Origin of the sequence: Porticoccus litoralis (assembly GCF_030676955.1) — a bacterium.
In the GTDB taxonomy this organism is placed as follows: Bacteria; Pseudomonadota; Gammaproteobacteria; order Pseudomonadales; family Porticoccaceae; genus Porticoccus; species Porticoccus litoralis.
Window position 1 is genome coordinate 196,825 of record NZ_JAUUUU010000003.1, and the last position, 26,705, is coordinate 223,529.

24 protein-coding genes are annotated in these 26,705 nt (G+C 51.4%); 15 read left to right on the forward strand and 9 right to left on the reverse strand.

The features are described 5' to 3' along the window. The first annotated feature begins 17 nt into the window (after positions 1 to 17). The 4 genes from coxB to Q8A57_RS07470 are packed head-to-tail and all read left to right on the forward strand — an operon-like array spanning position 18 to position 4,237. Complete coding sequence (gene coxB, locus Q8A57_RS07455; RefSeq protein ID WP_305170376.1) at positions 18 to 1,148, forward strand: cytochrome c oxidase subunit II; 1,131 nt, start codon at positions 18 to 20, stop codon at positions 1,146 to 1,148. Between the two features lie 13 nt (positions 1,149 to 1,161). Then, positions 1,162 to 2,715 carry a cytochrome c oxidase subunit I gene (gene ctaD / locus Q8A57_RS07460; RefSeq protein ID WP_305170377.1) on the forward strand — a complete coding sequence of 518 codons (1,554 nt, stop codon included), beginning with the start codon at positions 1,162 to 1,164 and terminating at the stop codon, positions 2,713 to 2,715. Positions 2,716 to 2,732: 17 nt separating this feature from the next. Next, entirely contained in the window at positions 2,733 to 3,287 is a 555-nt protein-coding gene (locus tag Q8A57_RS07465; protein ID WP_305170378.1) for a cytochrome c oxidase assembly protein, read from the forward strand. 44 nt (positions 3,288 to 3,331) lie between these two features. Beyond that, positions 3,332 to 4,237 (forward strand): cytochrome c oxidase subunit 3, encoded by a 906-nt coding sequence (locus Q8A57_RS07470; protein WP_305170379.1) that lies wholly within the window; start codon positions 3,332 to 3,334, stop codon positions 4,235 to 4,237. 94 nt (positions 4,238 to 4,331) lie between these two features. On the opposite strand, the gene Q8A57_RS07475 is transcribed toward Q8A57_RS07470, so the two are convergent. After that, positions 4,332 to 4,595 carry a twin transmembrane helix small protein gene (locus Q8A57_RS07475; protein WP_305170380.1) on the reverse strand — a complete coding sequence of 88 codons (264 nt, stop codon included), beginning with the start codon at positions 4,593 to 4,595 and terminating at the stop codon, positions 4,332 to 4,334. 42 nt (positions 4,596 to 4,637) lie between these two features. On the opposite strand from Q8A57_RS07475, the gene Q8A57_RS07480 reads away from it, so the two are divergent. The 5 genes from Q8A57_RS07480 to Q8A57_RS07500 are packed head-to-tail and all read left to right on the forward strand — an operon-like array spanning position 4,638 to position 8,714. After that, positions 4,638 to 5,417: an SURF1 family protein gene (locus Q8A57_RS07480; RefSeq protein WP_305170381.1), complete on the forward strand. Its 780-nt coding sequence runs from the start codon at positions 4,638 to 4,640 to the stop codon at positions 5,415 to 5,417. Beyond that, positions 5,417 to 6,043 (forward strand): SCO family protein, encoded by a 627-nt coding sequence (locus Q8A57_RS07485; protein ID WP_305170382.1) that lies wholly within the window; start codon positions 5,417 to 5,419, stop codon positions 6,041 to 6,043. The genes Q8A57_RS07480 and Q8A57_RS07485 overlap by 1 nt, the downstream gene beginning before the upstream one ends. A 33-nt stretch (positions 6,044 to 6,076) precedes the next feature. Further along, entirely contained in the window at positions 6,077 to 7,105 is a 1,029-nt protein-coding gene (locus Q8A57_RS07490; protein ID WP_305170383.1) for a COX15/CtaA family protein, read from the forward strand. Between the two features lie 4 nt (positions 7,106 to 7,109). Beyond that, positions 7,110 to 8,018: a heme o synthase gene (gene cyoE, locus Q8A57_RS07495; RefSeq protein WP_305170549.1), complete on the forward strand. Its 909-nt coding sequence runs from the start codon at positions 7,110 to 7,112 to the stop codon at positions 8,016 to 8,018. Between the two features lie 42 nt (positions 8,019 to 8,060). Beyond that, on the forward strand, positions 8,061 to 8,714 hold the full coding sequence (locus tag Q8A57_RS07500; protein ID WP_305170385.1) for an SCO family protein: 654 nt from the start codon (positions 8,061 to 8,063) through the stop codon (positions 8,712 to 8,714). Position 8,715: 1 nt separating this feature from the next. Here Q8A57_RS07500 and znuB read toward each other — a convergent pair whose 3' ends face one another. The 3 genes from znuB to Q8A57_RS07515 are packed head-to-tail and all read right to left on the reverse strand — an operon-like array spanning position 8,716 to position 10,740. Beyond that, on the reverse strand, positions 8,716 to 9,495 hold the full coding sequence (gene znuB / locus Q8A57_RS07505; RefSeq protein WP_305170386.1) for a zinc ABC transporter permease subunit ZnuB: 780 nt from the start codon (positions 9,493 to 9,495) through the stop codon (positions 8,716 to 8,718). Then, entirely contained in the window at positions 9,488 to 10,255 is a 768-nt protein-coding gene (locus Q8A57_RS07510) for an ATP-binding cassette domain-containing protein (protein ID WP_305170387.1), read from the reverse strand. Before Q8A57_RS07510 ends, znuB begins: the two co-directional genes overlap by 8 nt. After that, positions 10,252 to 10,740: a Fur family transcriptional regulator gene (locus tag Q8A57_RS07515; protein ID WP_305170388.1), complete on the reverse strand. Its 489-nt coding sequence runs from the start codon at positions 10,738 to 10,740 to the stop codon at positions 10,252 to 10,254. The genes Q8A57_RS07510 and Q8A57_RS07515 overlap by 4 nt, the downstream gene beginning before the upstream one ends. Positions 10,741 to 10,879: 139 nt before the next feature. On the opposite strand from Q8A57_RS07515, the gene Q8A57_RS07520 reads away from it, so the two are divergent. After that, entirely contained in the window at positions 10,880 to 11,812 is a 933-nt protein-coding gene (locus Q8A57_RS07520) for a zinc ABC transporter substrate-binding protein (protein ID WP_305170389.1), read from the forward strand. Between the two features lie 7 nt (positions 11,813 to 11,819). On the opposite strand, the gene Q8A57_RS07525 is transcribed toward Q8A57_RS07520, so the two are convergent. Beyond that, positions 11,820 to 12,770, reverse strand: coding sequence for a phosphotransferase (locus Q8A57_RS07525; RefSeq protein ID WP_305170390.1), 951 nt, complete (start codon positions 12,768 to 12,770; stop codon positions 11,820 to 11,822). Positions 12,771 to 12,878: 108 nt separating this feature from the next. Between Q8A57_RS07525 and polA the strand changes: the two genes are divergently transcribed. Next, positions 12,879 to 15,599, forward strand: a complete 2,721-nt coding sequence (polA, locus tag Q8A57_RS07530) for a DNA polymerase I (RefSeq protein ID WP_305170391.1) — start codon at positions 12,879 to 12,881, stop codon at positions 15,597 to 15,599. Between the two features lie 442 nt (positions 15,600 to 16,041). On the opposite strand, the gene yihA is transcribed toward polA, so the two are convergent. Beyond that, on the reverse strand, positions 16,042 to 16,671 hold the full coding sequence (gene yihA / locus Q8A57_RS07535; RefSeq protein WP_305170392.1) for a ribosome biogenesis GTP-binding protein YihA/YsxC: 630 nt from the start codon (positions 16,669 to 16,671) through the stop codon (positions 16,042 to 16,044). A 128-nt stretch (positions 16,672 to 16,799) separates the two neighbouring features. On the opposite strand from yihA, the gene Q8A57_RS07540 reads away from it, so the two are divergent. From Q8A57_RS07540 to Q8A57_RS07555, 4 genes are all read left to right on the forward strand, one after another. Beyond that, the gene (locus tag Q8A57_RS07540; RefSeq protein WP_305170393.1) at positions 16,800 to 17,438 is read left to right on the forward strand and encodes a c-type cytochrome; all 639 of its coding nucleotides are present in this window, start codon (positions 16,800 to 16,802) and stop codon (positions 17,436 to 17,438) included. 116 nt (positions 17,439 to 17,554) lie between these two features. After that, positions 17,555 to 18,199 (forward strand): thiol:disulfide interchange protein DsbA/DsbL, encoded by a 645-nt coding sequence (locus tag Q8A57_RS07545; RefSeq protein WP_305170394.1) that lies wholly within the window; start codon positions 17,555 to 17,557, stop codon positions 18,197 to 18,199. Between the two features lie 178 nt (positions 18,200 to 18,377). Next, positions 18,378 to 19,493: a phosphoserine transaminase gene (locus tag Q8A57_RS07550; RefSeq protein ID WP_305170395.1), complete on the forward strand. Its 1,116-nt coding sequence runs from the start codon at positions 18,378 to 18,380 to the stop codon at positions 19,491 to 19,493. A gap of 15 nt (positions 19,494 to 19,508) precedes the next feature. Then, a complete protein-coding gene (locus tag Q8A57_RS07555) occupies positions 19,509 to 20,678 on the forward strand; it encodes a phosphoglycerate dehydrogenase (protein WP_305170396.1) in 1,170 nt (389 codons plus the stop codon). A gap of 32 nt (positions 20,679 to 20,710) precedes the next feature. On the opposite strand, the gene Q8A57_RS07560 is transcribed toward Q8A57_RS07555, so the two are convergent. The 3 genes from Q8A57_RS07560 to Q8A57_RS07570 all read right to left on the reverse strand — a co-directional run bounded on the left by Q8A57_RS07560 (position 20,711) and on the right by Q8A57_RS07570 (position 26,563). Then, a complete protein-coding gene (locus Q8A57_RS07560; protein WP_305170397.1) occupies positions 20,711 to 23,374 on the reverse strand; it encodes an ATP-binding protein in 2,664 nt (887 codons plus the stop codon). 47 nt (positions 23,375 to 23,421) lie between these two features. Then, positions 23,422 to 24,336, reverse strand: a complete 915-nt coding sequence (locus tag Q8A57_RS07565; protein ID WP_305170399.1) for an ABC transporter substrate-binding protein — start codon at positions 24,334 to 24,336, stop codon at positions 23,422 to 23,424. A gap of 130 nt (positions 24,337 to 24,466) precedes the next feature. Further along, positions 24,467 to 26,563, reverse strand: a complete 2,097-nt coding sequence (locus tag Q8A57_RS07570) for a TonB-dependent receptor plug domain-containing protein (RefSeq protein WP_305170400.1) — start codon at positions 26,561 to 26,563, stop codon at positions 24,467 to 24,469. Between the last annotated feature and the right edge of the window lie 142 nt (positions 26,564 to 26,705).

Genomic DNA, 26,705 nt, shown 5'->3' on the forward strand with positions numbered 1-26,705 from the left:
TGTCAAGAAGAGCACGTATGCTTTTCGCGCTTGTGTTTGCCCCTGTAATGTCCCTGGCCTTTATGGGCAAGGCATTGGCAGAAGATGCACAGCGTTGGGCCGTTAATATGCCCAAGGGGGTAACCCCCGTAAGCAACGCAATCTACGATATTCATATGATCATTTTTTGGATCTGCGTGGTAATCGGAGTAGGCGTTTTCGCAGTAATGTTCTACAGCATGTTTGCACACCGTAAATCAAAAGGTGCTGTAGCGGCTAACTTCCATGAAAACACCACCGCAGAAATAGTCTGGACAGTGATTCCCGCGTTGTTGTTGATCGTTATGGCGGTCCCTGCAACAACAGCTTTGCTGGATGTTTATGACACCACAGAAGCTGAAATGGATATCAAGATCACTGGCTACCAGTGGAAGTGGCAGTATGAATATCTTGGTGAAGATGTCGCCTTTATGAGCGAACTGACAACACCCGAAGAAGAAATCTACAATACCGCTCCCAAAAGCCAATACTATCTCCAGGAAGTCTCACAGGCACTTGTTCTTCCCGCCAAGACGAAAGTCCGTTTCCTGATTACCGCTAAAGATGTTATCCACTCCTGGTGGGTGGTGGATCTCGGTGTCAAGAAAGATGCGATCCCCGGGCTGGTTAACGAAACCTGGGCGTATATCGAAGAACCTGGTATCTACCGCGGTGAATGTGCTGAACTTTGCGGTAAAGGCCACGCCTTTATGCCGATTGTGGTGAATGTACTGCCAAAAGAAGAGTACAACGCCTGGTTGGCCAAGAAGAAAGAGGAAGTGGCAGCGGAGCGTGAGCTGGCCAAGAAAACCTTTACTCTTGATGAGCTGATGGCTCAGGGTGAAGCTGCTTACAACCGGTCATGCGCTTCCTGTCACGGTAGCAACGGTGAAGGCATTCCCGGCGTGTTCCCGGGTCTGAAAGGCTCTGCGATTGCAACCGGTGATGTTGCCGCACACCTGGATATCGTCGTCAACGGTAAGGCTGGGACAGCCATGCAGGCCTTCGGTGGCCAGCTGTCTGAAGTAGATCTGGCGGCCATCATTACCTACGAGCGTAATGCTTGGGGTAACTCGACTGGCGACCTGGTACAGCCCCTTGATGTTCTTAAATTCAAGCAAGGCCAATAAGGAGGATTAAGTCATGGCACACGGTCCCGCTAAAGGTATTGGCCGCTGGCTCTTTACCACAAACCACAAGGACATCGGCACGCTTTACCTCTGGTTCAGCTTCGCTATGTTTTTATTGGGTGGCTTCTTTGCCATGGTGATTCGCGCTGAGCTATTCCAGCCCGGTATGCAAATTATCAAGCCCGAATTTTTTAACCAAATGACTACCATGCATGGTCTGGTGATGGTGTTTGGCGCCATCATGCCGGCCTTTGTCGGTCTCGCCAACTGGCTGATTCCGATGATGATCGGTGCGCCTGATATGGCCCTGCCGCGCATGAACAACCTGAGCTTCTGGATTTTGCCTTTCGCGTTCACGCTGCTGGCATCCACGTTGTTCATGGAAGGAGGTGCGCCTAACTTTGGCTGGACCTTCTATGCGCCGCTGTCGACCACTTATGCCCCCAGCACGGTGAACTACTTCATTTTTGGTGTTCACATTATGGGTGCGTCGTCGATCATGGGTTCCATCAATATCATTGCCACCGTGCTGAACATGCGCGCACCGGGCATGACACTGATGAAAATGCCGATGTTCGTCTGGACCTGGTTGATTACAGCATTCCTGCTGATCGCTGTTATGCCGGTATTGGCTGGCGCGGTTACCATGATGCTCATGGATGTTAACTTTGGCACCAGCTTCTTTGATGCTGCTGGTGGTGGTGACCCGGTACTGTTCCAGCATGTGTTCTGGTTCTTCGGACACCCAGAGGTTTACATCATTATTTTGCCGGCGTTTGGTGTGATTTCTCATATCATTCCAACCTTTAGCCGCAAACCGCTGTTTGGTTACAGCTCCATGGTTTATGCGACAGCTTCCATCGCCTTCCTGTCATTTATTGTGTGGGCTCACCACATGTTCATGGTGGGTATGCCGATTGGCGGCGAGTTGTACTTTATGTACGCCACCATGCTGATTGCTGTACCAACTGCTGCTAAGGTCTTCAACTGGGTAACCACCATGTTCCGTGGTTCCATCAGCTATGAAACACCGATGCTGTTTGCCATTGCCTTTGTGGTTCTCTTCACCATTGGTGGCTTCACCGGTCTGATGCTGGCGATTGCTCCCTCCGATGTGCAGTACCACGACAGTTACTTCGTAGTAGCCCACTTCCACTACGTCATGGTGGCGGGCGCGGTATTCTCAGGTACCGCAGCCGTTTACTACTGGCTGCCGAAATGGTGTGGTCGTATGTACAGCGAAACCATGGGTAAAGTGCAATTCTGGATTTCCTTTATCGGATTTAACATCACGTTCTTCCCGCAGCACTTCCTGGGTCTGGCCGGTATGCCCCGTCGCTATGCCGACTACGCTCTCCAGTTCTCGGATTGGAACATGATTTCCAGTATTGGTGCCTTTATTTACGGTGCTTCTCAGTTACTGTTCATGTTTAACGTGATTCGTACTATCAGATCCGGTACGCCCGTTAGTGAACCCAAAACTTGGGAAGGTGCAGAAGGCCTGGAGTGGACAGTTGCCACCCCCGCGCCTTACCACACGTTCGCAACGCCTCCGGAAGTGAAGTAAGGGATAGAGATAGAAACATGTCTGCTGCACCGAACAACAGAAAATTGCTGGTCAAGCTGTTATCCGGTGCAGTGTGCATGTTCATCTTTGCGTTATTTGTGATGCCGCCGCTATATAACATGTTCTGTGAAATTACAGGCATCGGTGGCAAAACAGGTGGGCCCTATGTGGCCTCTGAAGCTGGTGTGGATACCAGCCGTAAGGTGAAAGTACAGTTTGTGGCAACCAATAATGGTGCCATGCCCTGGCAGTTCGGCCCTAAGGTGTTTGAAGTGAGTGTGCACCCGGGTGAACCGACGGAGGTGGCGTTTTACGCCAAGAACAGTACACACCGAAATATGGTGGCACAGGCAATACCGAATGTGACGCCATTCAATGCGGCAGAGTACTTCCACAAAACAGAATGCTTCTGTTTTAACCAGCAACCGCTGAAAGCGGGAGAGGATGCCGAGTTGCCCCTGGTCTTTATCGTTGACCGCGATTTGCCAAAAGCGATAACGACCATAACGCTGTCCTACACCTTATTTGATATTACGAATCAAAGCGACGATTCGTTGGCACAAGTGAATTGATAAAAGTGCTGTGCGGTAACGCATGGCGATGATGGAGAAAACCAATGTCAACTGATAGCAACTATTACGTACCCGAGAGTAGTCGCCTGCCAATTTTTGCGGCTACTGGAATGGGTGTGATGGCCTACGGTGCAGGCTCCTGGGTACAGGGTGGTAGTGCGGCATTTTTCCTGGCCGGCGCCCTGATCATGGCCTTTACCTTGTATACCTGGTTCAGCACAGTCATTAAAGAAAATATGGCTGGCATGAACAGTGATCAGCTCAAGCGTTCCTATGTTTGGGGCATGAGCTGGTTTATCTTTTCCGAAGTAATGTTCTTTGCCTGCTTCTTTGGCGCCCTGTGGTACGTACGCGTACTGGTGCTTCCCTGGCTTGGTGGTGAGGGTGGACACCCGAACAGCACGCTCATATGGGAAGGCTTTACGCCTGAATGGCCGCTGATGACCACTCCGGATATGGTGGTAAATGGCGAAGCAGCAAAGTTCAAGGGCCCGGACGAGAACATGAGCTTCCCTGGCTGGGATAAGCTGTTCAGCTGGTTGCCACTGTGGAATACCGTCGTACTGCTGACTTCCAGTGTCACCGTACATATGGCGCACACCGCCCTGAAAAACCACAACCGTACCAAGTTCAATGCCTGGTTAGGTCTGACTGTTCTGCTGGGTGCTATCTTCCTGGTACTACAGGCTGAAGAATATATTCACGCCTACCAGCACATGGGCCTGACTCTGGAGTCCGGCATCTACGGAACAACGTTCTTTATGCTGACTGGCTTCCACGGTGCTCACGTTACCATGGGTACAATCATGCTGCTGATCCAGTTCCTACGTGGTCTGAAAGGTCACTTCAGCCATGACGATGCGTTTGGCTTTGAAGCGGCATCCTGGTACTGGCACTTTGTTGATGTGGTCTGGGTAGGCCTGTTCATCTTCGTTTATGTGCTGGCTTGATCTGCCAATCCATAGACTGTTTGTTCCATAAAAAAACGGCCAGGATTTTCCTGGCCGTTTTTATCTTAGGGGTTCGGTATCAATCAGCTTTGATCTAGGGTTGCGTTGCTGGTTGTTGCGGGGCAAGACGTTCAGGGTGTAGCTGCCTATCCCATGGTGCCTTGCTGGTCAGTTGGCCGGAATAAATCCCCCAGGCAATGGTGCCAACGAGAGCGGTGGCCAGAATAACCCTTAAACCCAGTGCATAGAGGGTTCTTTTTCTTGGGTTGCCGACATCTTTCATCAGGAACACCAGCGCACTGCTAAGACTGATTAATACAGCAATAAAGAGTATGACGATGATGGCTTTAAGCAACATGTGTTCAATTTCTCGTCGATCGAAAAATTGATTTAAACACAGATGTCACAACAGGCGCAGCAACAATCCCGTGTTTCTTTCCGATGGCAGCTCAATTGGAAAGTATTGCTGTTTACAGCATTTTTTCTACCCGTCACGGTCAACCTGGCTATCTGGCAACTGAACAGGGCGGAGGAAAAACAACAACTGCTGGAAGATTATCAGCAGCGAGATGTTGCGCAGCCTGTAGCGCTTGTTTCTCTGGGAGGGCAGCCAGATAAACAATATGTGCGAGTCCGGGTTAGGGGTGAATATGACAACCGCTCTCCCCTGCTTTTGGATAACCGCGTCCGCCATGGTCGACCAGGTTTTGAGGTCATCTCGCTTTTTCAGACGCTGACAGGCCAGTGGTTGCTGGTCAACCGTGGCTGGTTACAGGGCAGTATGGATAGAACCGAGCTTCCCCCTATTGATGACGTTGTTGGTGAGGTGGAATTGACGGGCTATCTGTATCAGTCACCGGGTGAGCAGATCATGCTTGGTGAAGATCGCTGGGCGGTTGAGGATGGACCAAAAATTATTCAGAATGCGGCACCGGAAAAAGTCGCTGAAAAACTGTCGATCCCGATATACAGCTATACCCTGAGGCTCGATGATCAACAACCTGGAGCTTATGAAACGGGCTGGGATGTGGTCAATTTAATGCCAGGTAAACATACCGGTTATGCCGTGCAGTGGACTGCGCTAGCCATAGCGCTGGTGGTTCTAACGGTGTTCGCCAACTCCAATTTGGGTGCAGTGATTAAAAGCCGCCGTCGTCAACAAATAAGAGAGGAAGGCTGATGACTCAGCAGGAAAAAACACGCAGTGGCCAATGGCACCTTTGGTTGATGATTATCATCCTGGGAGGTGTTATCAGTGCCGGTTTTCTAATGTTTCCGAAGACAGAAGAAGCACGCGAAAAATTACTGGGTAGTTTAGGTACCACGAATCATGGTGTGTTTGTTTTGCCTGCAGTCTCCATGAAATCCCTTCAGCTAAAGAACGCTGATCAAACTCCATGGGTGTTTGATGAACAGAAAGTGAAATGGCGGATGATCATTCCCGGTTATAGCACCTGTCATCAGGAGTGTCAGGATATGCTTTACCTGACTCGCCAGGTTCATATCAGCTTGGGAAAATACAGCCGTCGTTTTGAGCGCATTTACATCAATTTTGATGGACAGCTGGACTCCGATACCCAGGAATATTTAAAGCTGCACCCCTTTTTACACGTGTTGAATGGCAGTCAAAGTGAGCTGACGGAGATATTGGCAGAAACCAATACTCCGCTAAATGTTAAAGACGCCCCACTCCGTGCCTACATGGTCGACCAAAACGGTTTGATTATGATGAGCTACACGTTGGCCGATGATGGACACGAGATCATTGAAGATATAGAGCATCTGATGAAGTACTCACCAGGTTGATCCCGGCAAACCAGAGGCACTACTGACAGCGCAATGATCAGATTCAGCAAACCCAAGCACCAGAAGGCCGGTTTTTCTTTAGCGCTCGTCGCCACGGTGGTGGCGGCCTTGGTGCTGTTGCTCGGTGTGCTGACACGACTGTCTGATGCAGGGCTGGGGTGTGAGGGCTGGCCGAGTTGTTATGGATCATCCCTACAGGCCGGTAGTATGGATACAGCGCCGGAATCGGTGCTTACATCGACTGCAGAGATAGAGATTTTTCACCGTTACCTGGCGGCGGTATTGGGGCTGATGGTAATTATGCTGGCGATTATCTCCTGGCGTCGGCGGGAAATGGAGGAGTATCCCTTTCGGTTGCCGACACTGATACTGTTTCTGGTGGCTTGGCAGGCCGTGTTCGGCATGTGGTCGGTCACGCTGAAGTTGCTCCCCCAGGTAGTTACCTTTCACTTGATAGCGGGAATGGTGACGTTCTCACTGATCTGGTTGTTGACGTTACGCCTGGGGAGTCGACCCTGGGAGCTGAATGAGAAGACAGACCTGCAGTTGCAGCGACTCAAGCCCTGGCTGTTGGTATTGATGGCAGCATTGCTGCTACAAATTGGCTTAGGGGGGTGGACCAGTGCAAATTATGCTGCCTTTGCCTGTAGCGATTTTCCCACCTGTCAGGGAGAGTGGTGGCCTGACATGGATTTCCGGCAGGGTTTTGATTTTACTCAACCAGTTGGTCCCAGCTACCTTGGCGGCAAGCTGGAAACAGAGGCTCGGGTTGCTATACATGTCACTCATCGCATTGCGGGGTTGGTATTAGCGGTTTTGACCGTCATAATTGCCACCCCTTTGCTGAGAATAAAAAATAGTCAGGTTCGAGTGCTGACGGCAACGTTCGTCATGCTCATGCTCACAGAGCTGCTGCTTGGTGTGGCCAACAATCTGTTGATGGCCCCCATGCTGACGGCATTGCTGCACCACCTGATCAGCGCATTGTTATTACTTGTTCTAGTGGCCCTGATGACCGGAATCTGGTTGGCCAAACCGAGATATCAGAGGCAGGAGTCCTGAAATGATGAATGAAGCAGAACTCAAGATGGAAAAAGCCACCTGGAGAGATTACCTGGAATTGACCAAGCCCAATGTTGTGGCCTTGATGATTCTGACCACGGTCATTGGTATGTTTCTGGCGGTACCGGGTATGGTGCCAGTGGATGTGCTGATTTTGGGCAATCTGGGTATTGCTGTTTGCGCTGGTGCGGCAGCCGTTGTCAATCATGTCGTGGATCGTCAAATTGATACCAAGATGGCGCGTACCTTCAACCGCCCGGTCGCCAAAGGCCGTGTTGAGCCAGTTCAGGCTATGCTGTTTGCCGTCGTGCTGGGCGTGGTGGGGATGGCGATTCTGCTAATTTATATCAATGCCCTGACAGCGTGGCTGACATTGGCATCGCTGGTGGGTTATGCGGTGATCTATACCCTGTTCCTGAAGCGGGCTACACCTCAGAATATTGTGATTGGAGGTCTGGCCGGTGCGGCCCCTCCCCTGCTTGGCTGGACTGCGGTCACCGGGGAAATTCACGGTCATGCCTTGCTGCTGGTGCTGATTATTTTTGCCTGGACACCGCCACATTTCTGGGCGCTGGCAGTTCATCGCAAGGATGAGTACGCCAAGGCGGATATCCCCATGCTGCCTGTTACCCATGGTGAAAAATACACCAAGCTGCATATTTTCCTGTACACCTTGATTTTGCTGGTGATCAGTGTCCTGCCCTTTGTGACGGGTATGAGCGGCTGGTTGTATCTGCTGGGTGCGGTCGTCCTCGGCATCGGCTTTATCTATTGGGCCATCGTGATGATGATCGGTAAAAAGCCCGATGCGGGCATGGATACTTTCAAATATTCCATTATTTACCTGATGGCGCTGTTCGTCATTATGCTGGCCGACCATTATCTGGTGACCGTGCCGACCTTTATCCAGTAGCTTTTATCTAGAAGAGACAAAGCCTGAGGGAGGCTAGACATTATGGCGCCAATCAAGGCTTTAAATACCGGCAGTGTCCGTTTAACACTCGTGGTTGTACTGGTGTTTGTGGCATTGGTGCTAACCGGGTTTGTTTACAAAATGAATCAACCTCGTATTCTCAATAAATACGAGCTGCGGGCAAATGGTGCCGTTGAACTGGATACCCCGAGAAAATTTTCTGATTTTCAGTTAACAGATCACCATGGTCAGCCTTTTACACAGGAAAACTTGAAAGGCAAATGGACGCTGATCTTCTTTGGCTTCACACACTGCCCGGATATTTGTCCGACAACCATGGCTGCCGCCGCCAGAATGTACGCTGCGCTGGATGAAGATGAGCGGGAAAATCTTCAGGTTGTGCTGATTTCTCTCGACCCGGAACGGGATACGCCAGAGCAGCTGGCCAAATATGTGCCCTACTTCAACAGCGATTTTATCGGTGTCAGTGGCAACCAACACGTGCTGTTAAAGCTTGCCACCGAGTTGAATGTCGCCTTCAGCAGGGTGGATCTCGACAATGGTGATTACACCATTGATCACAGTGGTAACCTGGTTCTGATCAACCCCTACGGGCATTACCATGGGTTTATGAAGCCGCCTTTTGAAGAAGGCAGCATGCGTCTTACCTGGCGTTCCATTAACGCCAGTTTCTGATTTATTCCCGTTTCAGCAGTGACAGTGCAAAGAGTATCGCCGCGCTGAGCACAATAGATGGTCCGGCGGGTGTATCGGCGAACCAGGAGGCCGATAAGCCTATGAGGACGGCCAGGCTGCCAGTCAGGCTGGCATAAATTGCCATCTTTTCTGGAGTGTTAGCAAAGCGCCTGGCAGTAGCCGCCGGAATCACCAGTAAAGCTGTGATCAACAGCACGCCCACGACCTTCATAGCAATAGCGATTTCCAGTGCAATAATCAGCATCAGTGCAGTGCGTACGGCCGTCACAGGCACACCTTCAACCCTTGCCAGCTCCTCATGGATCGTCATCGTCAGCAAGGGTTTCCACAGCCAGATGATCAGTCCAATCGCAATGGTGCCTATAAGGTAGATGGTGATTACATCTCTGGGGGTGACTGTCAGCAAGTCCCCAAATAGCAAACTCATCAGGTCGATACGCACATCGGGCATGAGTGCCATCGCCACCAGGCCTATGGCTAGCGACGAATGCGAAAGGATGCCGAGTAATGTATCAGAGGCCAGGGTTTGCTGTTGCTGCAGCATAACCAGTAACAAGGCCAGTAACAGGCAGATCACGACTACGGAGAGCGTGAGGTTCACCGATAATAACAATGCCAGTGCAACACCGAGCAGTGATGAGTGAGCGAGCGTATCGCCGAAATAGGCCATGCGACGCCAGACAATAAATGCGCCCAGGGGGCCGGTGACTGCGGCGACACCAAGCCCGGCAAGCAAGGCGTACAAGAGGACATCAATCATGGCCGCAAGACCTGTCGTGTTGATGAGCTTTACCGGCAGTGACCACGTCACCACGTAGATCGTGCTGGTGGTTGTGGTGGTGGGTGTAGGGTGCTGTTTTAGTCCCAAACAGCTCAATGAAGGCTGGGTTGCTACTGACCTGATCCGGATGGCCGTGGCAGCAAATATGCTGGTTTAAACAGATAACTTCGTCGGTGGCAGACATCACCAGGTGAAGGTCGTGAGACACCATAAGGACGGCGCAATCGAGACGATCTCGCAATTGGCCGATCAGGCGGTAGAGACTCTCCTGCCCTACTACATCAACACCCTGCACGGGTTCATCCAAAACCAGAAGATTTGGTTTGCGCAGAATGGCTCTTGCCAGAAGCGCCCGTTGCATCTCACCCCCCGACAGGGATTGCAGGGGTTGGCTGCCCGCCGAAGGGTCAATACCAACCTCCCCCAATGTAGCCTGACACTTTTGTTTATCCGGTTCAGAGAGGGCAAGAAAGCGGTCGAGGGTGATCGGTAGCGTGGGATCAATCAGCAGCTTCTGTGGCATGTAGCCAATACACAGGTTTGAGGCCAGATAAAGTTCGCCAGCATCGGGTTTGAGCAGTCCCAGCACCAGTTTTACAAGGGTGGTTTTACCGGCGCCATTGGGGCCAATCAGAGTAATGATCTGGCCGGGCATCACTGTCAGATCGATGCCGGATAACACCGAATTGCCTCGAAAGGATTTACAAACCCCAGTCAATTGAATCAGGGGATTGCTCATGCCTGGCACTCCGGACAGAGGCCAACAATTTCAATCACTTGAGATTCGACCTGGAAGTTGGCACGTTGGGCCGTCTGTTCCACGGCCGTCGTCAGGTAATCAGCACTGCATTCAGCGGCTGAGCCACACTCACGGCAAATCAGAAAAACGTCATTATGATCATTTCCAGGGAACGGGCAGCCGATATAGGCGTTCAATGATGCCAACCGATGAATCAGGCCTTGCTCAAGCAGGAATTCTATCGATCGGTACACCGTTGGTGGCAAGATGCGTTTCACCGGGGAGGTGGCCAGGGTCATCTGGTCGACAATATCGTAAGCGCCCAAAGGTCGATGACTGGCCCATATGGTTTTAAAGACAGCTTCCCGAATGGGTGTTAGCCTCACTTGGCGATCGTCGCAGAGCACCTTGGCGCGTTGCATGGCTGCCGTAACACAGCGTTTATGGTCGTGATGGTGGTAGGCCACCTTGGAATTTGTCCACATACAAATATGCTTGTAAAAATAAAATGTTATTTTATATCATTTGTGGTGGTAGGCAATCAGTAATGACACAATGATTGTTGATGGCATAATGGTAATACTGTGCAATACACAACCTGGATAATTGCAATAATATAACATAATGAAAAAATACACTTTTCTAACGATCGTTATTGTGAGCTTCTGGATGGGGGCATCAGCGGCCATGGCCGACACGAAGGCTACCGTGCTGGTAACGATTAAACCCCTGGCAATGTTGGTGAAAGGGGTCGTGGGCGATGAATTGACTGTGCAGCAGTTGTTGCCTGGCAATATTTCACCCCATGACTATGCGTTGAAATTCTCGGATGTCCGTGCCATCAATGAGGCCGCGCTTGTGGTTTGGGTGGGCCCGGAACTTGAGTCGGCGTTTAGTAAGCCGTTAACGGGGAACGGGAAAGAGGTACTGACGCTGATGAATCTTCCAGGTCTCATCTGGCCAGTCATATCCCAGGCAGAGGAAGAGGAGCATGGTGAGCACGACGCCATGCATGACCACCACAGTCACCCTGCACATGACAGGGACCCACATCTCTGGTTGAACCCGGTGAATGGCCAAATGGTGGCGCATGCAGTGGCAGAACGATTGGCAGAACTGTTTCCCGACAAGAAGGGGGCTTTTGACGAGAACTTAAGCAGGTTTTCCAAGGAGATCGAGGCATTAGACGGGCGGGCAAGAAGTGCGTTGACCCCTTTGCGTGAACGGGGTTTTGTGGTGACTCACGATGGCTACGGACATTTTGTGCAGCATTATGGTTTGAAGCAGTTGGCATCGGCGCAGGTAGTTGCCGGACGTCAACAGGGCGCCAAACACGTGGCGGAGATGCTGGCACTGGGCGAACAGGTGCAATGTGTGTTTACAGAGGTGCAGCTCAACAACAAAACTGCTGAGCAGCTGGCCAGAAAGCTGGGAGTAAAAACGAGTGAACTTGATCCTATCGGACGCGATGTCCAGTCAGATGAAAACAGTTATCTGACCTTTATGGAAAACCTGATAACAGCATTTACTCAAGGATTGACTGGCAGCGGTGAATAAAAACAAATCAGAGGGGCAAGGGGTAGTAGCTCATCAATCGTCGTTCCAGTTTTTGCAGGTACTCTTCGGGATCTTTATGTGATGAGCTGCCTTCAGAGGTATATTTGCTGAGCAATCTCGAGACCCAGAAGCGGGTCGCTGAGAAACAGAGAATATCCTGCCAATATTGGCTTTCGGTGTGGTTAAAGGGGCGTTTGGCCGCATAGGCGTTTAATAGGGCGCTGCAGAGGTGTTTGTCGAGCTCACCATGGGGGTCGCAACACCATTCGTTAACAGCCTGTGCCACATCCAATAAAAACCAGTCGGTGCAGCTGAAATAAAAGCCAGTCACTGCAGATAGCTGGCCTTCCGAAAAGAACAACTGGTCAGAAAAGAGGCTGCCGATCAGCGGGCCGCTGGGAAGGTTTGGCCTGGCATCGATGGTTCGCTTGAAGCGATTGAGTTGCTCCTCGAGTAGAGACAGATCACCAATAGAAAGGTGGGGTGCCAGCTCTTTGGAGGCAAAATTTAACCATAACAGACTTCTTGGATTGTTATAACTGGCGGCGAAATGTGCTGAACTTGCGTGCATTTCGCCCAAAAAATCACCTATTTGCCTACAAATATCCGCGCTCTGGTGTTGTGGTGAAGAACCCTCGGGAATATGGAAAAGCAGGGCAGGGTTGTCGTGATACCAAGCAAGGCTGTTGCCTGAAATGGTGCGGATAACTGGTGTGACCCGCTGCCCCACGCTGATCAGGTGCTCAACCAGTGCGGCAGAGAAAAGCAGACGTTCTTTTGCACCGGGAACGGCCGCGACCATGAGGTAGTGGGCTCGCTGGGGTTGACCGCAGTGAAACCTGCATGTCATATGGTTTTTGGCAATATAGGTAGCATCAATGCAAGCATCACCCAGATGAGGGTACTGCTCCAGAAAATGTGAAATAACGTGGTTATCTGGTGCTGGAAATGACGACATATGGGAGTCCACACCCCTGATTGTTTTATCCAAGAGTAACCCCTTGGTAAGTGGAAAGAAACAATTTGCGGTATCCTTCGCCACTTCAGAGACGGTAAAAAAATAGCCATGAATAATAAAGCTCCACTGGTGTTGGTCGACGGATCATCCTATTTATATCGCGCGTTTCATGCCTTGCCTCCGCTGACGACATCCAGCGGGCAACCCACCGGTGCGGTGAAGGGCGTGATCTCAATGGTTCGACGTCTCCTAAAAGATTACCCGGGTAGCCCGGTTGTGGTCGTTTTTGACGCCAAGGGCAAAACCTTTCGGGATGAACTGTTTGAGGCATACAAATCCCATCGTCCGCCCATGCCGGACGAACTCAGGGCGCAAATTGAGCCCATTCACAAGATTATCCGCGCCATGGGTTTGCCGTTGCTGGTGGTTGATGGTGTAGAAGCGGACGATGTTATTGGCACATTGGCGATAGAAGCTGCCGCAAACCAGTATCAGGTCATTATTTCTACGGGAGATAAGGACATGGCGCAGCTGGTGTGTGATCAGGTGACGCTGGTAAATACCATGACAGACACGGTGCTCGATCGGCAGGGTGTCGTGGACAAGTTCGGTGTGCCCCCTGAGTTGATTATCGACTACCTGGCCTTAATTGGTGACAAAGCCGATAACATTCCAGGGGTTCCGGGTGTCGGTGAAAAAACGGCATTGGCCATGTTGCAAAACCTGGGGGGACTGGATTCAATTTTCGGCGACCTGGAACAGGTGCGAGAACTGGAATTTCGCGGTGCCAAGAAAATGCCGGAAAAACTGGCCGAACACGAAGAACAGGCCCGTTTATCCTACCAGCTGGCCACCATCAAAACCGATGTCCCATTGGATATGGCGGCGGCAGAGTTGAGAAATGGCGAACCCGACCAACAACAGCTGCTGGACTGGTTTCGGCAATGTGAATTCAAGACCTGGACAGAAGAGCTACTCAAAGAGGACTCTGCCCCGCAGCAGATTGACAGCCCCGAAGTGGAAAAGGACTACCAGGTGGTGCTCGATTTGGAGCAATTTAAGGGTTGGTTGAAACGTCTGGAAGACGCGGAATTATTTGCCTTTGATACGGAGACCACCAGTCTCGACTATATGCAGGCAGATGTGGTGGGCATTTCCTTTTCGGTACAGGCGCATGAGGCGGCCTATGTGCCATTGGCACACGATTACCTCGGGGCCCCTGCGCAGCTGGATCGGCGCGAAGTACTGGATGCTCTCAAACCTTTGCTTGAAGATCCGACCAAGGCCAAGTTGGGTCAAAACCTGAAATATGACATGAGCGTATTGGCTAATCAGGGTATAGCGATGCGGGGCATTGAGTTTGACACCATGCTCGAATCCTATGTGCTGGATTCCACTGCAACGCGTCATGATATGGACAGCCTTGCACTCAAATATCTGGGCGAGAAAACTATCCATTTTGAAGAGATTGCCGGCAAGGGGGCAGGGCAGTTGACCTTCAATCAGATCGCGCTGGAGCAGGCCGCGCCCTACGCGGCTGAAGATGCCGATATTACCTGGCGGTTGCACCAGACACTTTGGGGAAAAATACAGCGAGAGAGCGGGCTGGATAAGGTCCTAAAAACCATTGAGATTCCCCTGATTCCCGTGTTGTCGCGCATTGAGCGCAATGGCGTAAAAGTGGATGCCGAGCGTTTGCGAAAGCAGAGTTCACAATTGGGTGAGCGGCTGGCAGAGTTGCAAACACAGGCCTTTGAAATGGCTGGTGAAGAATTCAACCTCGCGTCGCCCAAACAGCTTGGCTATATCCTGTTTGAAAAGCTGCAAATTCCTGTTCAGAAAAAAACGGCAAAAGGTGCTCCGTCCACTAAGGAAGAAGTTCTGCAGGAGCTGGCGCTGGATTACCCGCTGCCAAAGCTGTTGTTGGAGCATCGCAGTCTGTCAAAACTAAAAGCCACCTACACGGACAAATTGCCGGCATTGGTAAACCCTGTCAGCGGTAGAATTCATACCTCCTATCACCAGGCAGTCACGGCCACTGGCCGCTTATCCTCCTCCGACCCCAATCTGCAAAACATACCCGTTCGCACAGCTGAGGGGCGTCGTATTCGTCAGGCTTTTGTGGCGTCACCGGGTTGCAAGATAGTGGCCGCAGACTATTCGCAAATTGAACTGAGGATCATGGCACACCTGTCGGGTGATAAAGGCTTGAGGGATGCCTTTGCAAAGGGGCTGGACGTGCACCGTGCCACCGCAGCAGAAGTTTTTGATGTCGATGTGGAGAAAGTGACGGATGAGCAGCGTCGCAGTGCCAAAGCGATCAATTTCGGGTTGATTTATGGCATGTCGGCCTTTGGTCTGGCGCGTCAGTTGAAAATTGGCCGCAATCAGGCGCAGGAATATATTGACCTCTACTTTGAGCGGTATCCCGGAGTTCAGGCCTATATGGACCGCATCCGGCAAACTGCCGCTGAGAAAGGCTATGTGGAAACCCTTCTCGGCAGGCGCCTGTATCTGCCGGAAATCAAGTCCAGCAACGGCATGCGGCGACAGGCTGCCGAACGCACGGCTATTAATGCGCCGATGCAGGGGACGGCGGCAGATATTATCAAGCTGGCGATGATTGCCGTCGATCAATGGCTGACTACAGAGGGGCTCCGCAGCAAAATGATCATGCAGGTACATGATGAACTAGTACTCGAAGTGCCAGAAAATGAGCTGAACATCATCGAAGTCGGGCTTAATGAGCGTATGGCCAATGCAGTCAAACTGGAGGTGCCGTTGATTGTGGATGTGGGCATTGGAGACAACTGGGATGAGGCCCACTAGGCGTGCGGTCTCTTCCAAAAAGTCAGTGGCGGGACTTTTGGAAATAAAAAATTTTTAGTTATAAAAAAAAGCTATAGAAAACCTGAAAAAAAAGTAATTTCCTAGTGAACTAACGCGTTGCAGATATGCCTAACAAGTACGCAAGCAACATTGCTGCTTTCTCCCCAAACTAGATGCAACGCTTGATAATCCCCAAGCAACAGCAAAGCAAGCCCTGATCACTTTGATACAGGGCTTTTTTTTGTCCGCCATGGACCCTGGGTCAGGAAAGAAAAATTTTTCTACAATTTCCGGAACTAAATATCGTGTGCTTTGCCTAACCTAGTGCAAGCAACATTGCTACTTTCTCCCCAAACTAGTTGCAATGCTTGATAATCCCCAAGCAACAGCAAAGCATACCCTGACCAGCGATGGTCAGGGTTTTTTTTAGTTCGTATCCAAACTAGTCAATCGATAGTGATTCTGAAGCGGACAGCCATTGCATCAGTGTGGTTTCCAGCTCTTCGAGCCCGGTCTTCTTCAGGGATGAAAATGTTTGCAGGCTCACATGTTCGCTAAATCCCGCTGCCTGCAGTTCTCGTTGTACCTTGAGTAATACCGACTTGGCGGGTCCGTTGTTCAGTTTGTCGGCTTTGGTCAGCAGAATGTGGACAGGCATTTCCGAAAGGCTTGCCCAGCGAATCATCTGCCAGTCGTAGTCCTGTAAGGGGTGACGGATGTCCATTAACAACACCAGGCCCCGTAATGACTGTCGTCTTTGCAGGTATTCAGCCAGATGTTGGTCCCATTCCTTTTTCATGGCTTTTGGCACTTTTGCAAAGCCGTAACCGGGTAAATCCACCAGGCGGCACTGTTCTGTCAAAGAGAAAAAATTCAGCAATTGTGTCCGGCCCGGTGTTTTACTGGTTCTTGCCAGCTTGGCGTTATTCGTTAACGCATTGATTGCGCTGGACTTCCCGGCATTGGAGCGCCCGGCGAAGGCCACTTCACAGCCGCTATCGTCGGGGCACTGTGACAAGGTGGGGGCGCTCATCAAAAATTGTGCTTTGCGGAAAGAAATGACATCTGACATGGGAAACCTGTGCGAGTAAGCTGAGATCAACTATTAAGATCGGGGAGGACTTGGTATATAATGCCCCCGCTTTTTAGAAGGCAATAAAAGTTTCCTATTGTAGCGGAATGCAGAGAGCGGATTAACCAATGAAAAAAATCATTCTAGGAATGGCTGCCATGCTGGGTTTGACCCTGGCCTCTTCACTGGTCTTTGCTGGCGGCGATGCCGCAGCTGGACAGGCTAAAACAGCAATGTGTGCAGGTTGTCATGGCGCAGACGGCAATAGCCCGGCACCAAACTTCCCTAAACTGGCTGGTCAGGGAGAAAAATACCTTACCAAGCAATTGCAGGACATCAAATCCGGTGCACGCCCAGTTCTGGAAATGACCGGCATGCTCAATGCCTTCAGTGATCAGGATCTGCAAGATATCGCTGCCTATTTTGCGTCGAAAAACATCCAGATGGCTGGCGCCAAAGAAGAAAATCTGGCGTTGGGTGAGAAGGTTTACCGCGGCGGTAACCTGGAAACCGGTGTCCCGGCTTGTACTGGCTGTCATTCACCGGCAGGTAATGGCAATGCACCGGCGGGCTACCCTGCGTTGGGCGGCCAGTTCGCTCAATACACAGCGAAGCAACTGCGAGCCTTCCGCACCGGCGCCCATGATCCAAAAAATCAGGCTGCACGCACTAACGATGGCGATGCTGCCATTATGCGGGGTGTTGCTGCCCATATGAGTGATATCGAAATTGATGCAGTCTCAAACTTCATTGCTGGCTTGAAGTAACAGCTCATCACGGAAAAGGCGGCGTAAGCCGCCTTTTTTATGGTTGCATTTTAGGGAACCTGAGAGATGATAGTGGTCTATCAGGTATCGCCTTTTTATAGCCAAAGGATTTAAGCATGCGTCACTACATCTCTAACTTTTTGTTTGCTCTGGTTTTTCTGCCTCTTGTGGCTTGTCATGCCGAGGTGGCTGAGCCCTACAAAGCAGGCGTTAACTATGAAGTGCTACCCGAACCCGTTGCCACAGCGGACCCCTCCAAAATCGAGGTGGTGGAAGTGTTCTGGTATGGATGCAGCCACTGCTATGCGTTCGAGCCCAAGCTGAATCCCTGGGTGGCGGCACTGCCTGAAGATGTGAACTTTGTTCGTGTGCCTGCAGTTTGGCACCCCACCATGGCACTGCACGCCAAGGCGTACTTCACGGCGCGGGCCCTGAAGGTGGTGGATGACCTTCACGAACACATCTTCGAAGCCATGAACCTGAAAAAGCAGAAACTGAAAAATGAAGATGAAATTGCCAAACTGTTTGAAGGGCAAGGCGTGGACCCGGAGCGCTTCAGCAAGGTCTTCAATTCCAAAGGTATTGAAATGGCTGTGGATCTGGCGACCAGTAAACAGCAGCGCTACCGCATTCAGGGCACACCGGAAATGGTAGTTAATGGCAAGTACCGAATTTCCTCCAGGGAAAATGGCAGTCAGGAGGGCATGCTTAAAGTCGCTGCGTATCTGATCAAGAAAGAAAGAGCCGCCATGAATCATTAATTCCCCTTGGGTTGCGGGGCTTGCTAAGCCTCGCAACCATGAGCGCGGCAGCCATCGTTCTCAACTCCAATCTAACCTCCAGCGCTACATAACAAAAAATTCCCAAAGACGACTTTGCGATCCAAGAATTCCCACTTAGAATGTTGCGCTTCTTTTTATCCATGCAGGCAGAATAGTAATGAAACCGACACAAAAGCCGGCCAACCCCAATTTTTCTTCAGGCCCCTGTAGCAAGCGACCCGGTTACGATGTTTCCAAACTGGATGTAAGCACCCTGGGGCGTTCACATCGAGCCGCTATCGGAAAAGCAGCCCTTGGCAGGGTGTGCGAAGAAACCGCTGAAGTGTTGGGTTTGCCAGAAGGCTATCGGGTGGGTGTCGTACCAGCTTCTGATACAGGCGCTGTGGAAATGGCGCTTTGGTCCATGTTGGGAGCAAGACCAGTCGATATCTGTTACTGGGAGTCTTTTGGGCAGGGCTGGCTGACAGACGTTGTTAAACAACTGAAGTTGGAACAGACCAACGCCTATGGCGCTGACTATGGCCTGCTACCCGACCTGGGTCAGACTAACCCAGCCCACGATATCGTCTTTACCTGGAATGGCACCACGTCCGGTGTCAAAGTCCCTAATGGTGACTGGATCAGCGATGATCGAGAAGGCCTGACTATCTGCGATGCCACCTCTGCGGTATTTGCCATGGAGATGCCCTGGGAAAAACTCGATGTGGTGACGTTCAGCTGGCAGAAAGTGCTTGGTGGTGAAGGTGCCCATGGCATGCTCATACTGAGCCCCCGCGCTGTCGAGCGACTGGAGAGTTATACCCCGCCGTGGCCTCTGCCGAAAATTTTCCGCATGACAAAAGGCGGCAAACTGATAGATGGTATTTTCCGGGGTGAAACCATCAACACTCCTTCCATGCTCTGTGTAGCAGATTACCTTGATGCCCTGGACTGGGTAAAAGCGCTGGGTGGTGTGGATGCTGCGATTGCCAAGTCCCGTGCCAATCTTGCTGTCATTGAAGACTTTGTGGCGGCCAATGAATGGATCAGTTTTCTGGCCCAGGATGATGCCACCCGTTCCAATACCAGCATCTGCCTGAGTTTGGATCTGGATGCGGATCAGGTTAAACAAGTGGTGAAGTTGCTTGATGCTGAAGGCGTTGCCTACGATATCGGCGCCTATCGGGATGCACCTGCCGGGCTGAGAATCTGGGGTGGTGCTACTGTTGAACAGTCCGACCTGGAGGCATTGATGCCCTGGATCGAATGGGCCTACCAGGAAGTTTCAAAATAATAACAGGTACCGATAATGTTTAAGGTAAGAACCTACAACCAGATATCCGCCAAGGGGCTGGATCGTTTTCCCCGTGAGAACTATGAAATAGCCAGCGAATTCAATACACCGGATGCGATTCTGTTGCGCAGCCAGAAAATGCATGACGAAGTGGTTGCAGACAGTGTCAAGGCTGTGGCCCGCGCCGGTGCTGGCGTGAATAATATCCCTGTCGCGGACTATACCCATCGAGGCATCGTGGTGTTCAACACCCCTGGCGCCAATGCCAATGCCGTGAAAGAGCTGGTCGCTTCTTCGTTGTTCCTTTCTTCCCGGGACATTTTCGGTGGCATGAGCTATGTGCAAGGTCTCACCGACATGACCGATGCTGGCGAAATGGCCAAGCTGCTGGAAAAACAGAAGAAACAGTTTGCTGGTTGTGAAGTGGCAGGTAAGCGCCTTGGCGTGGTGGGCCTCGGTGCCATTGGTGCACTGGTGGCGAACATGGCAGTCGAGCTCGGCATGGAAGTATTCGGCTACGATCCGGCGATTTCGGTGGAGGCTGCATGGCGTTTGTCACGGCGTGTTCAAAAAATGGAAAACCTGCAGAGCCTGCTGGCCCAGTCAGATTTCATTACTCTGCACGTTCCGGCCATTGATGCGACACATCACATGATCAATGCGGAGATGCTGCGCTGCGTTAAGCCCTCGGCGACATTGCTTAATTTTGCCCGTGAAGAGGTGGTAGATGTCGATGCCGTTATTGCCGCTCTTGATGAAAAACGTCTTGCCAAATATGTGACGGATTTTCCGGTTCCTGCTCTGCTGGGTCGGCCCGATGTTCTGTTGATGCCTCACATTGGTGCCAGCACGGCAGAGGCAGAGGAAAACTGTGCGGTGATGGCAGCCGACCAACTCATGGATTACCTGGAAAACGGTAATATCCGCAATTCTGTCAATTTTCCAGCGACAAAAATGGAGCGCAACGGCGGCTACCGCATCACCTTCTGCAATGAGAATGTGCCCAGGGTACTCGGCCATGTGCTGTCATTGCTTGCAGACCGTGATCTGAACGTCATTGATATGGTCAATCAGAGCCGAGATGATATTGCCTACAACATCATTGATGTTGCCAGCGAACCTTCGGACGAACTGTTGGCCGCAATTCGTGAAGTTGATGGCGTAGTCGCGGTACGCAGTCTCTAGTGAATAATCCTCTGAACATCGTTTTGCGATGTTCAGAGGTCAATGCATTGCGATTCTTCATCTAGTGCATTAAGTAGATCAGGCACCTGATCGAGACAATGATTTTTTATCGCGGTGTGCAGCTCGCGCACCCGGGTTTCAAGCCCTTTCAGCTGAAATACGCCGGCAATCCCCAACAGCTGGTGGACGCTCTCCCGCAAGGCTTCAATGTCATCCTGTTGCAAGTAATCTCTGGATTGCATCAGCAAACTCTTCACTTCCTGCTTGAATAGTTCTGTGGACAGGTCTGTATCGACAGCGGCGGGAGGTTCGGGAAGAGCCTTCAGTACCTGTAAATTCAGCAGTTCGCAAATATGGGTAAGCAGTTCATTTTCATTCAGTGGTTTCAGTAACAGGCCGTTGGCCCCTGCTTTAAAGAGTGACTGTTCTTCCTGTTGCAGAATGTCGGCGGTCAACGCCAGGGCAGGAATATTGGCATTGATATTGTTGCTGTTGCGTAAGGTTTTCAGGGTCTCAATGCCATTTTTCTGCGGCATGTGCACATCCACCAATAACAGGTCGAAACGGTCCTGCTGACAGGCGGCGAGGGCTTCTTTGCCGTTACTGGTCAGGGTGCAATAAGCGCCAAACCGACTGAGCAGTGTGTCCAGTAGCAGGCGGGTAAACTGGTTATCTTCGGCAATCAGAATCTTGATGCCATCCAGCACATGCTCGGTATCCATAGTTGAATTGACGGCTGAACTAGCGGACGAAACGGTGTCCAGTGCGCGGTGGAGTTCCGACAGGGGGGGTGGCATCGCCAAAAAGGAGACCGGATGCAGCTCGATACGTTCCCGCGCGTTGAATTGTTGATAAAAGTTGAACTGGGCAGCCAGCAGAATCAACTTTGCCGGGCTGCCTTCCCTGATTTTGAGGATAATATCAGCCGGATTATTCTCTGTTGTTTGCAGTGCGGAGGCACAGATAATCACCGCATCGCCCTTTTTCAGGGATGCACTTGCCTCAACGAGATTTTCGAGGGATGCGAAGGTGACATCATTGATCCCGAAGCGGGTCATGGCATTTTGCAGGGACTGGTCCGTCAAGCTGTCTGTTTGGAAAATGACAACCCGTTGGGAGGGTAGTTGCCAATCATCAGTTTGGGTCGAGCAAATCAGCGGCAGCAAAATCGAAAAAGTAGTGCCTTTGCCCTCGCCACTTTGAAGGCATATATCGCCTCCCATTAGATCCACCAGGCTTTTGACAATGGACAGTCCCAGTCCGGTACCACCGTAGCGGCGCGAAATGGAGGTGTCTGCCTGGGCAAAGGCGTTAAAGAGCTGTGCCTGGGCCGCTTCTGGAATACCAATGCCCGTATCTCTGACGTCAATGATTACATCCCGGTCATCGTTGCTTTTCAGGGAGATATATACGCCCCCTTCATCCGAAAACTTGATGGCATTGGCTATCAGGTTGCTGAGTATTTGCTGAATGCGAATAGAGTCCCCAACACGGTTCAGTGACAGCTCTGGCGCATAATCCACCACCAGATTGAGACCCTTGTGCTGCGCCTGGGGTGTAAACATGGCAATGACCTGTTCGACACATTCAGCAAGGTCCAGAGGCTGCTCGGCCAGCTCGACGGTATCGGACTGCAGTTTGGAAAAGGCGAGAATATCGTCGATCAGTGTCAGGAGCTGCAGGGCGGCTTGATCAATAATCTGGCAGTAGTGCCGCTCGTTTTCGGCGAGCCGGGTGGTGTCCAGAAGTCGGATAAAGCCCTGAATAGATGTAATAGGTGTCCGCAATTCATGACTCATTCTTGCCAGAAAACCGCTTTTGGCCTGGTTGGCAGCCTCTGCTTTCTCGCGGGAAATTTCCAGCTCACGGTTTTTGATCTGCAAGTGATCTAGTGTTTCCTGTAACTGGCGGGTGGCAAAGCGGATGCGATGCTCCAGAGTTTCCTTACCTTCGGCGACGGATGCCGCCAGTTGGTTAATACCGGCGGCCAGAACGGCCAGCTCATCATCCGTTCCGGTTTCTGCGCGGGCATGCAGGTTGCCACTGGCCATTTGTCGGATGGTAGCGGTCAGCTGCTGAATGGGAGCAATAAGCGCGAGACTGAGGTAATAGGTAACGACCACTGCGATGATAAGGCCGAACAGAAACAACAGTGCTGACGTGGTGAGAATAGTTTTCTGTTTGTCGAGCATCGCCGTGCGGTCAATGGCTAGTAACACCCAGCCCACAAGCTCCGGACCAGCCATTTCTGTCGGTGATTCCTCCTGGTAATCACTGACATCAATTCCCGACAGGAAAACGGGTTTTTTGAAATACAGGTATTGGTCTGTTTTCATGGGTCCGAGATGATTGATCCCGGGTAGTATCTGCTCTAGCAAAGAGCTTTCGGCATCCTGATGCTCTTCCTGGGGCTCATCACTGTAACCTTGAGACAGGTGGCCAGCGGTTAACACCGGCTCACTGTTGCTATCAAGGAAAGCCACACCGGCAACGTTGGGAATCTGCAACACGGAAGAGGCGATTTCCTGCAGCAATTTTTGATTGCGGGAATAGAGAGAGAAGTCAGAAATGGTTGCCAGGTAGTTGGATGACGATTCGCCGGATTGCACAAGATTTTCGATTAGATCGGTTCGTCTCGACTCAATGGTAAACAGAGTCAGTAGCGTAATAATGAGCAATAACGGTAGCAGTGCCACTGCTAGAAAGCGCTGATGTATGGATTTGCTCAGCAGTTATTTTTTGCTCATGGCAGTGTCGTCTCTTGTTGTTCGAGACTACGGTACAACTCATTGTCTGGGGGTAAATGGATACCCAGCGATCCTGCGACAGTGAAATTGGTGCTGATGGTGAAGTATCGGGGATATTGTGCCTGCGGCAGCGTGGTATCACCTTCAATTAGCCGGGCGACAATAAACTGACCTGCCTGCCGACCTATATCCTCAGGTGAAGAGTAAATGGAGGCCAGTGCGCCGGCATTGGTGTATGCCTTGGAAAAGCCAATCACTGGAACCTTTTGTTGAAAACTCAGATGCAGAATCCACTTGGCAACGGCCCGGTTCAGGGGTGCATGATCAGGCAGGGCGATAAACAGGTCGCTGCCCCTGACCAGCGGGCGCAACACGGCCACGGGGTTGTCTTCAGGTGTTAAATGAGCGCTATTGAGGGCAATGCCTCGCTGGCTTGCCAAGGATTTAAGTCCGTCTTCCCAGGTTTTTGAAATAGGACCAAAAACTGCGCCAAGCTGTTTGGCCTCGGGCATCAGCCGGGTGGCGAGATTAACCACGCGCTCCAGAGGCTGATCGAGGTAAATGACGGAAACTGACCTCGGGCTCCCGGCATCCTCACGCACCTTGATATTTTCGAATGCATTTTTGGGGGTAAAAATACTCAGCACAGGGGAATTGCCCGGTTCGGACAGCACTTGCTGGGTGGCTTTACTGCCGATGGCGACAATCAGCTGCCAAGTCTGTGTTAGTGCCGTATCTGCTTCTGGGCTTTGTAGGGTCAACACCCTGAAAGTCAGTGCGTTTGCCGAATCCTCGCCAGCTGCAGTTTGAAGGCTATCGGCGGTTTCCCCGTAATAGGGAGCATCACTGGATAGCAGCAATAACACTTCCGCCTGTGCCGAGTGGCCCAGCAAACAAACAAAAAGCAACACTCCTCTGCTGAGGAGTGTTCTAGTGGCTTGGTGCACTCGCTGATAGAAACTCAATGCCCTTCCTTTGGCTTTGTTTGTATTTTTGAATCTACATTCAATTATTATCGAACACCGTTAAAAAAATGAAAAGTTAATTAAAGTCCATGGTGAGTTTTAGGAAATAACGGGTATCAAACACATTGTTCCGGGCGTGTTCTTCGTAGTCGTCCCCCAGATTCTGGGCAATCAGAGACAGGTTCCCTGAGCTTTTGCCGATGCGAAAGTCGTAACCCAGCACGGCGTCCGTGCGAACAAACTGGTCTACGTCATTACCATCTCGCCAGTTGGCATCGGTCATGTGGTAGAAGTTGATGCTGCCTGAAAGGCCGCCGGCAATTCTCTGGTGAACCAGTAACCCGGCCTTGTGTCGGGGCACCCGGTCATTGTGATCATTGGTGGAAAGTACCGGGTCGTATGTAAACACGTAGCCGCTATCGACATCCGTGTAGGCGTAGTGTGCATTGATTAGTGTACGGTCTGAGGGTTGATAGCGAAGTTGTAGTTCCACCCCGGTCATGTCCGATTCCAGGATGTTGTCCCGCACGGCAAACCGTTCGTCGGGAAACAACACCGGAATACCGAGGTTGACGGGTTCCTGGTAGTTTTCCAGGCCATCGCGAATTTCCTCGCGGAACAGGCGCACATCAAAGGTGATTCCCATGGAGGGATATTGGGCGAGGTAGCCCAGCTCGTAACTGCGCAGACGCTCCTCTTCAATATTTTCCGACGTTCTGCGGACGGCGGTGACCAGAATCTGCTGATCCAGAATGTCGGCATTGAATTCCTTGGCCTCAGCCAGAGAGGGTGAACGTTTGCCCAGGGCATAACCTACTCTGAATGTATTGAACTCATTGAGGTGGTAGTTGATGCCGATACGGCCCGAACCGATGGTATCGACAATGCTGTTATCTTCTACTGTCAGGCCAGCGTTCAACGTCCAGTAGCGGGATGGCCGCCATTCCATATGGCTGAACAGGCGGCGGCTGGTGAGGGAAGACTGGTCATCATGGCCCAGCACCGATTCGCCCTCGATACGGTCATAGCGAATGCCTGCGCCCCAAGTGGTGCGCAAGCTATTGGTGAGTTGCAGGTGGTGTTCCAGTTCAATATCGTAGCGTTCGGACTCAATGCCGCGAAAGCCCGTGATATAGCTCTGGTCCTGAATGTTCAATCCAGGGTCAATCATCTGAAAGAATGCTGGAACCTGCGCTGGCGTAATGGTGGTATTCAACGCATCCGAGAGCAGATCGGAAACCAGCCCCAGGTTTACATAGTTCTCTCCTTCGATTTTATTGCGGAAGAAGTGCATCTGGAGGTAGTCGGTGGCGTTCAGGTCACGGTTCCACTTCAATGACTGGAACTGGTTTTTAAAGTTAACCCGAGAATATTCATCAGGGTGGTCGGCGTCTCCCCAGCCCATATTGCTATGGCTGAAACCGACCTGGGCATCAAAGGTATCGCTGATATTCGGTGTATACATACCGCGGAGGGTCAGTGCGATTTTTTCCTTTCCGTCTTCCATGGGGCCCAGATCATCCCCGGAGCTGACGGAGGGGAAGCCTTCATTGTGCTCGTAATCAAGGCTGGCTCGGTAATCCAGCTTGCCTGTAGACCCGCTATAACGAATATTGCTGTTCCGCGTACTTCGCTCGCCGCTGGTGGCGCTCACATGCAAGCCCTGATCCTGTACCGGTTTGCGGGTAATAATATTCACCGCACCGAGAAACGCATTGGAGCCGTAGGCCGGGGCATTGGAACCGCGGACAACTTCAATGTGGTCGATGTCGTCCAGGCTGATGCCCAGCGAACCCCACTCAATGGTGGCAAAGATTGGGTCATAGATAGACCGGCCATCTACCATGATTTCCAGATGATTGGGAAACTCACGGCCATAGCCGTGGGTGGAGATACCGTAACGGTTACCATTGATGGAGTAGGATTCGAAACCGGGAACCAGTCGAAAAATATCCACCCAGGACAGTGCGCCAGATGCCTTGATCATTTTCTGATCGATAATGGTAACGCTGGCGGGAACGTGGGACAGTGGTTGTGACATCCGCGAGGCGGAGGTTACCGCCGGCAAATCACCTAATAAATCATCTTCAGTAATAAAACCTTCGTGATTGCAGTACAGTAGCGGACAGTAAAACAGACATACCGCAACCGTCAGGTGTTTCTTTCGGGGCATTTTCTGCTCTCCGGGGAATAAATAACCTGGTTCAATATTTTATGCTGGAGGGTCTGGAATAGCATCTCTTTGTTTTTTTGCCAAATCTGTTAATCGAAAGGAGCAGATGGCAAGGGGACAGCCGCTGGGGGTGGCGGCTAAA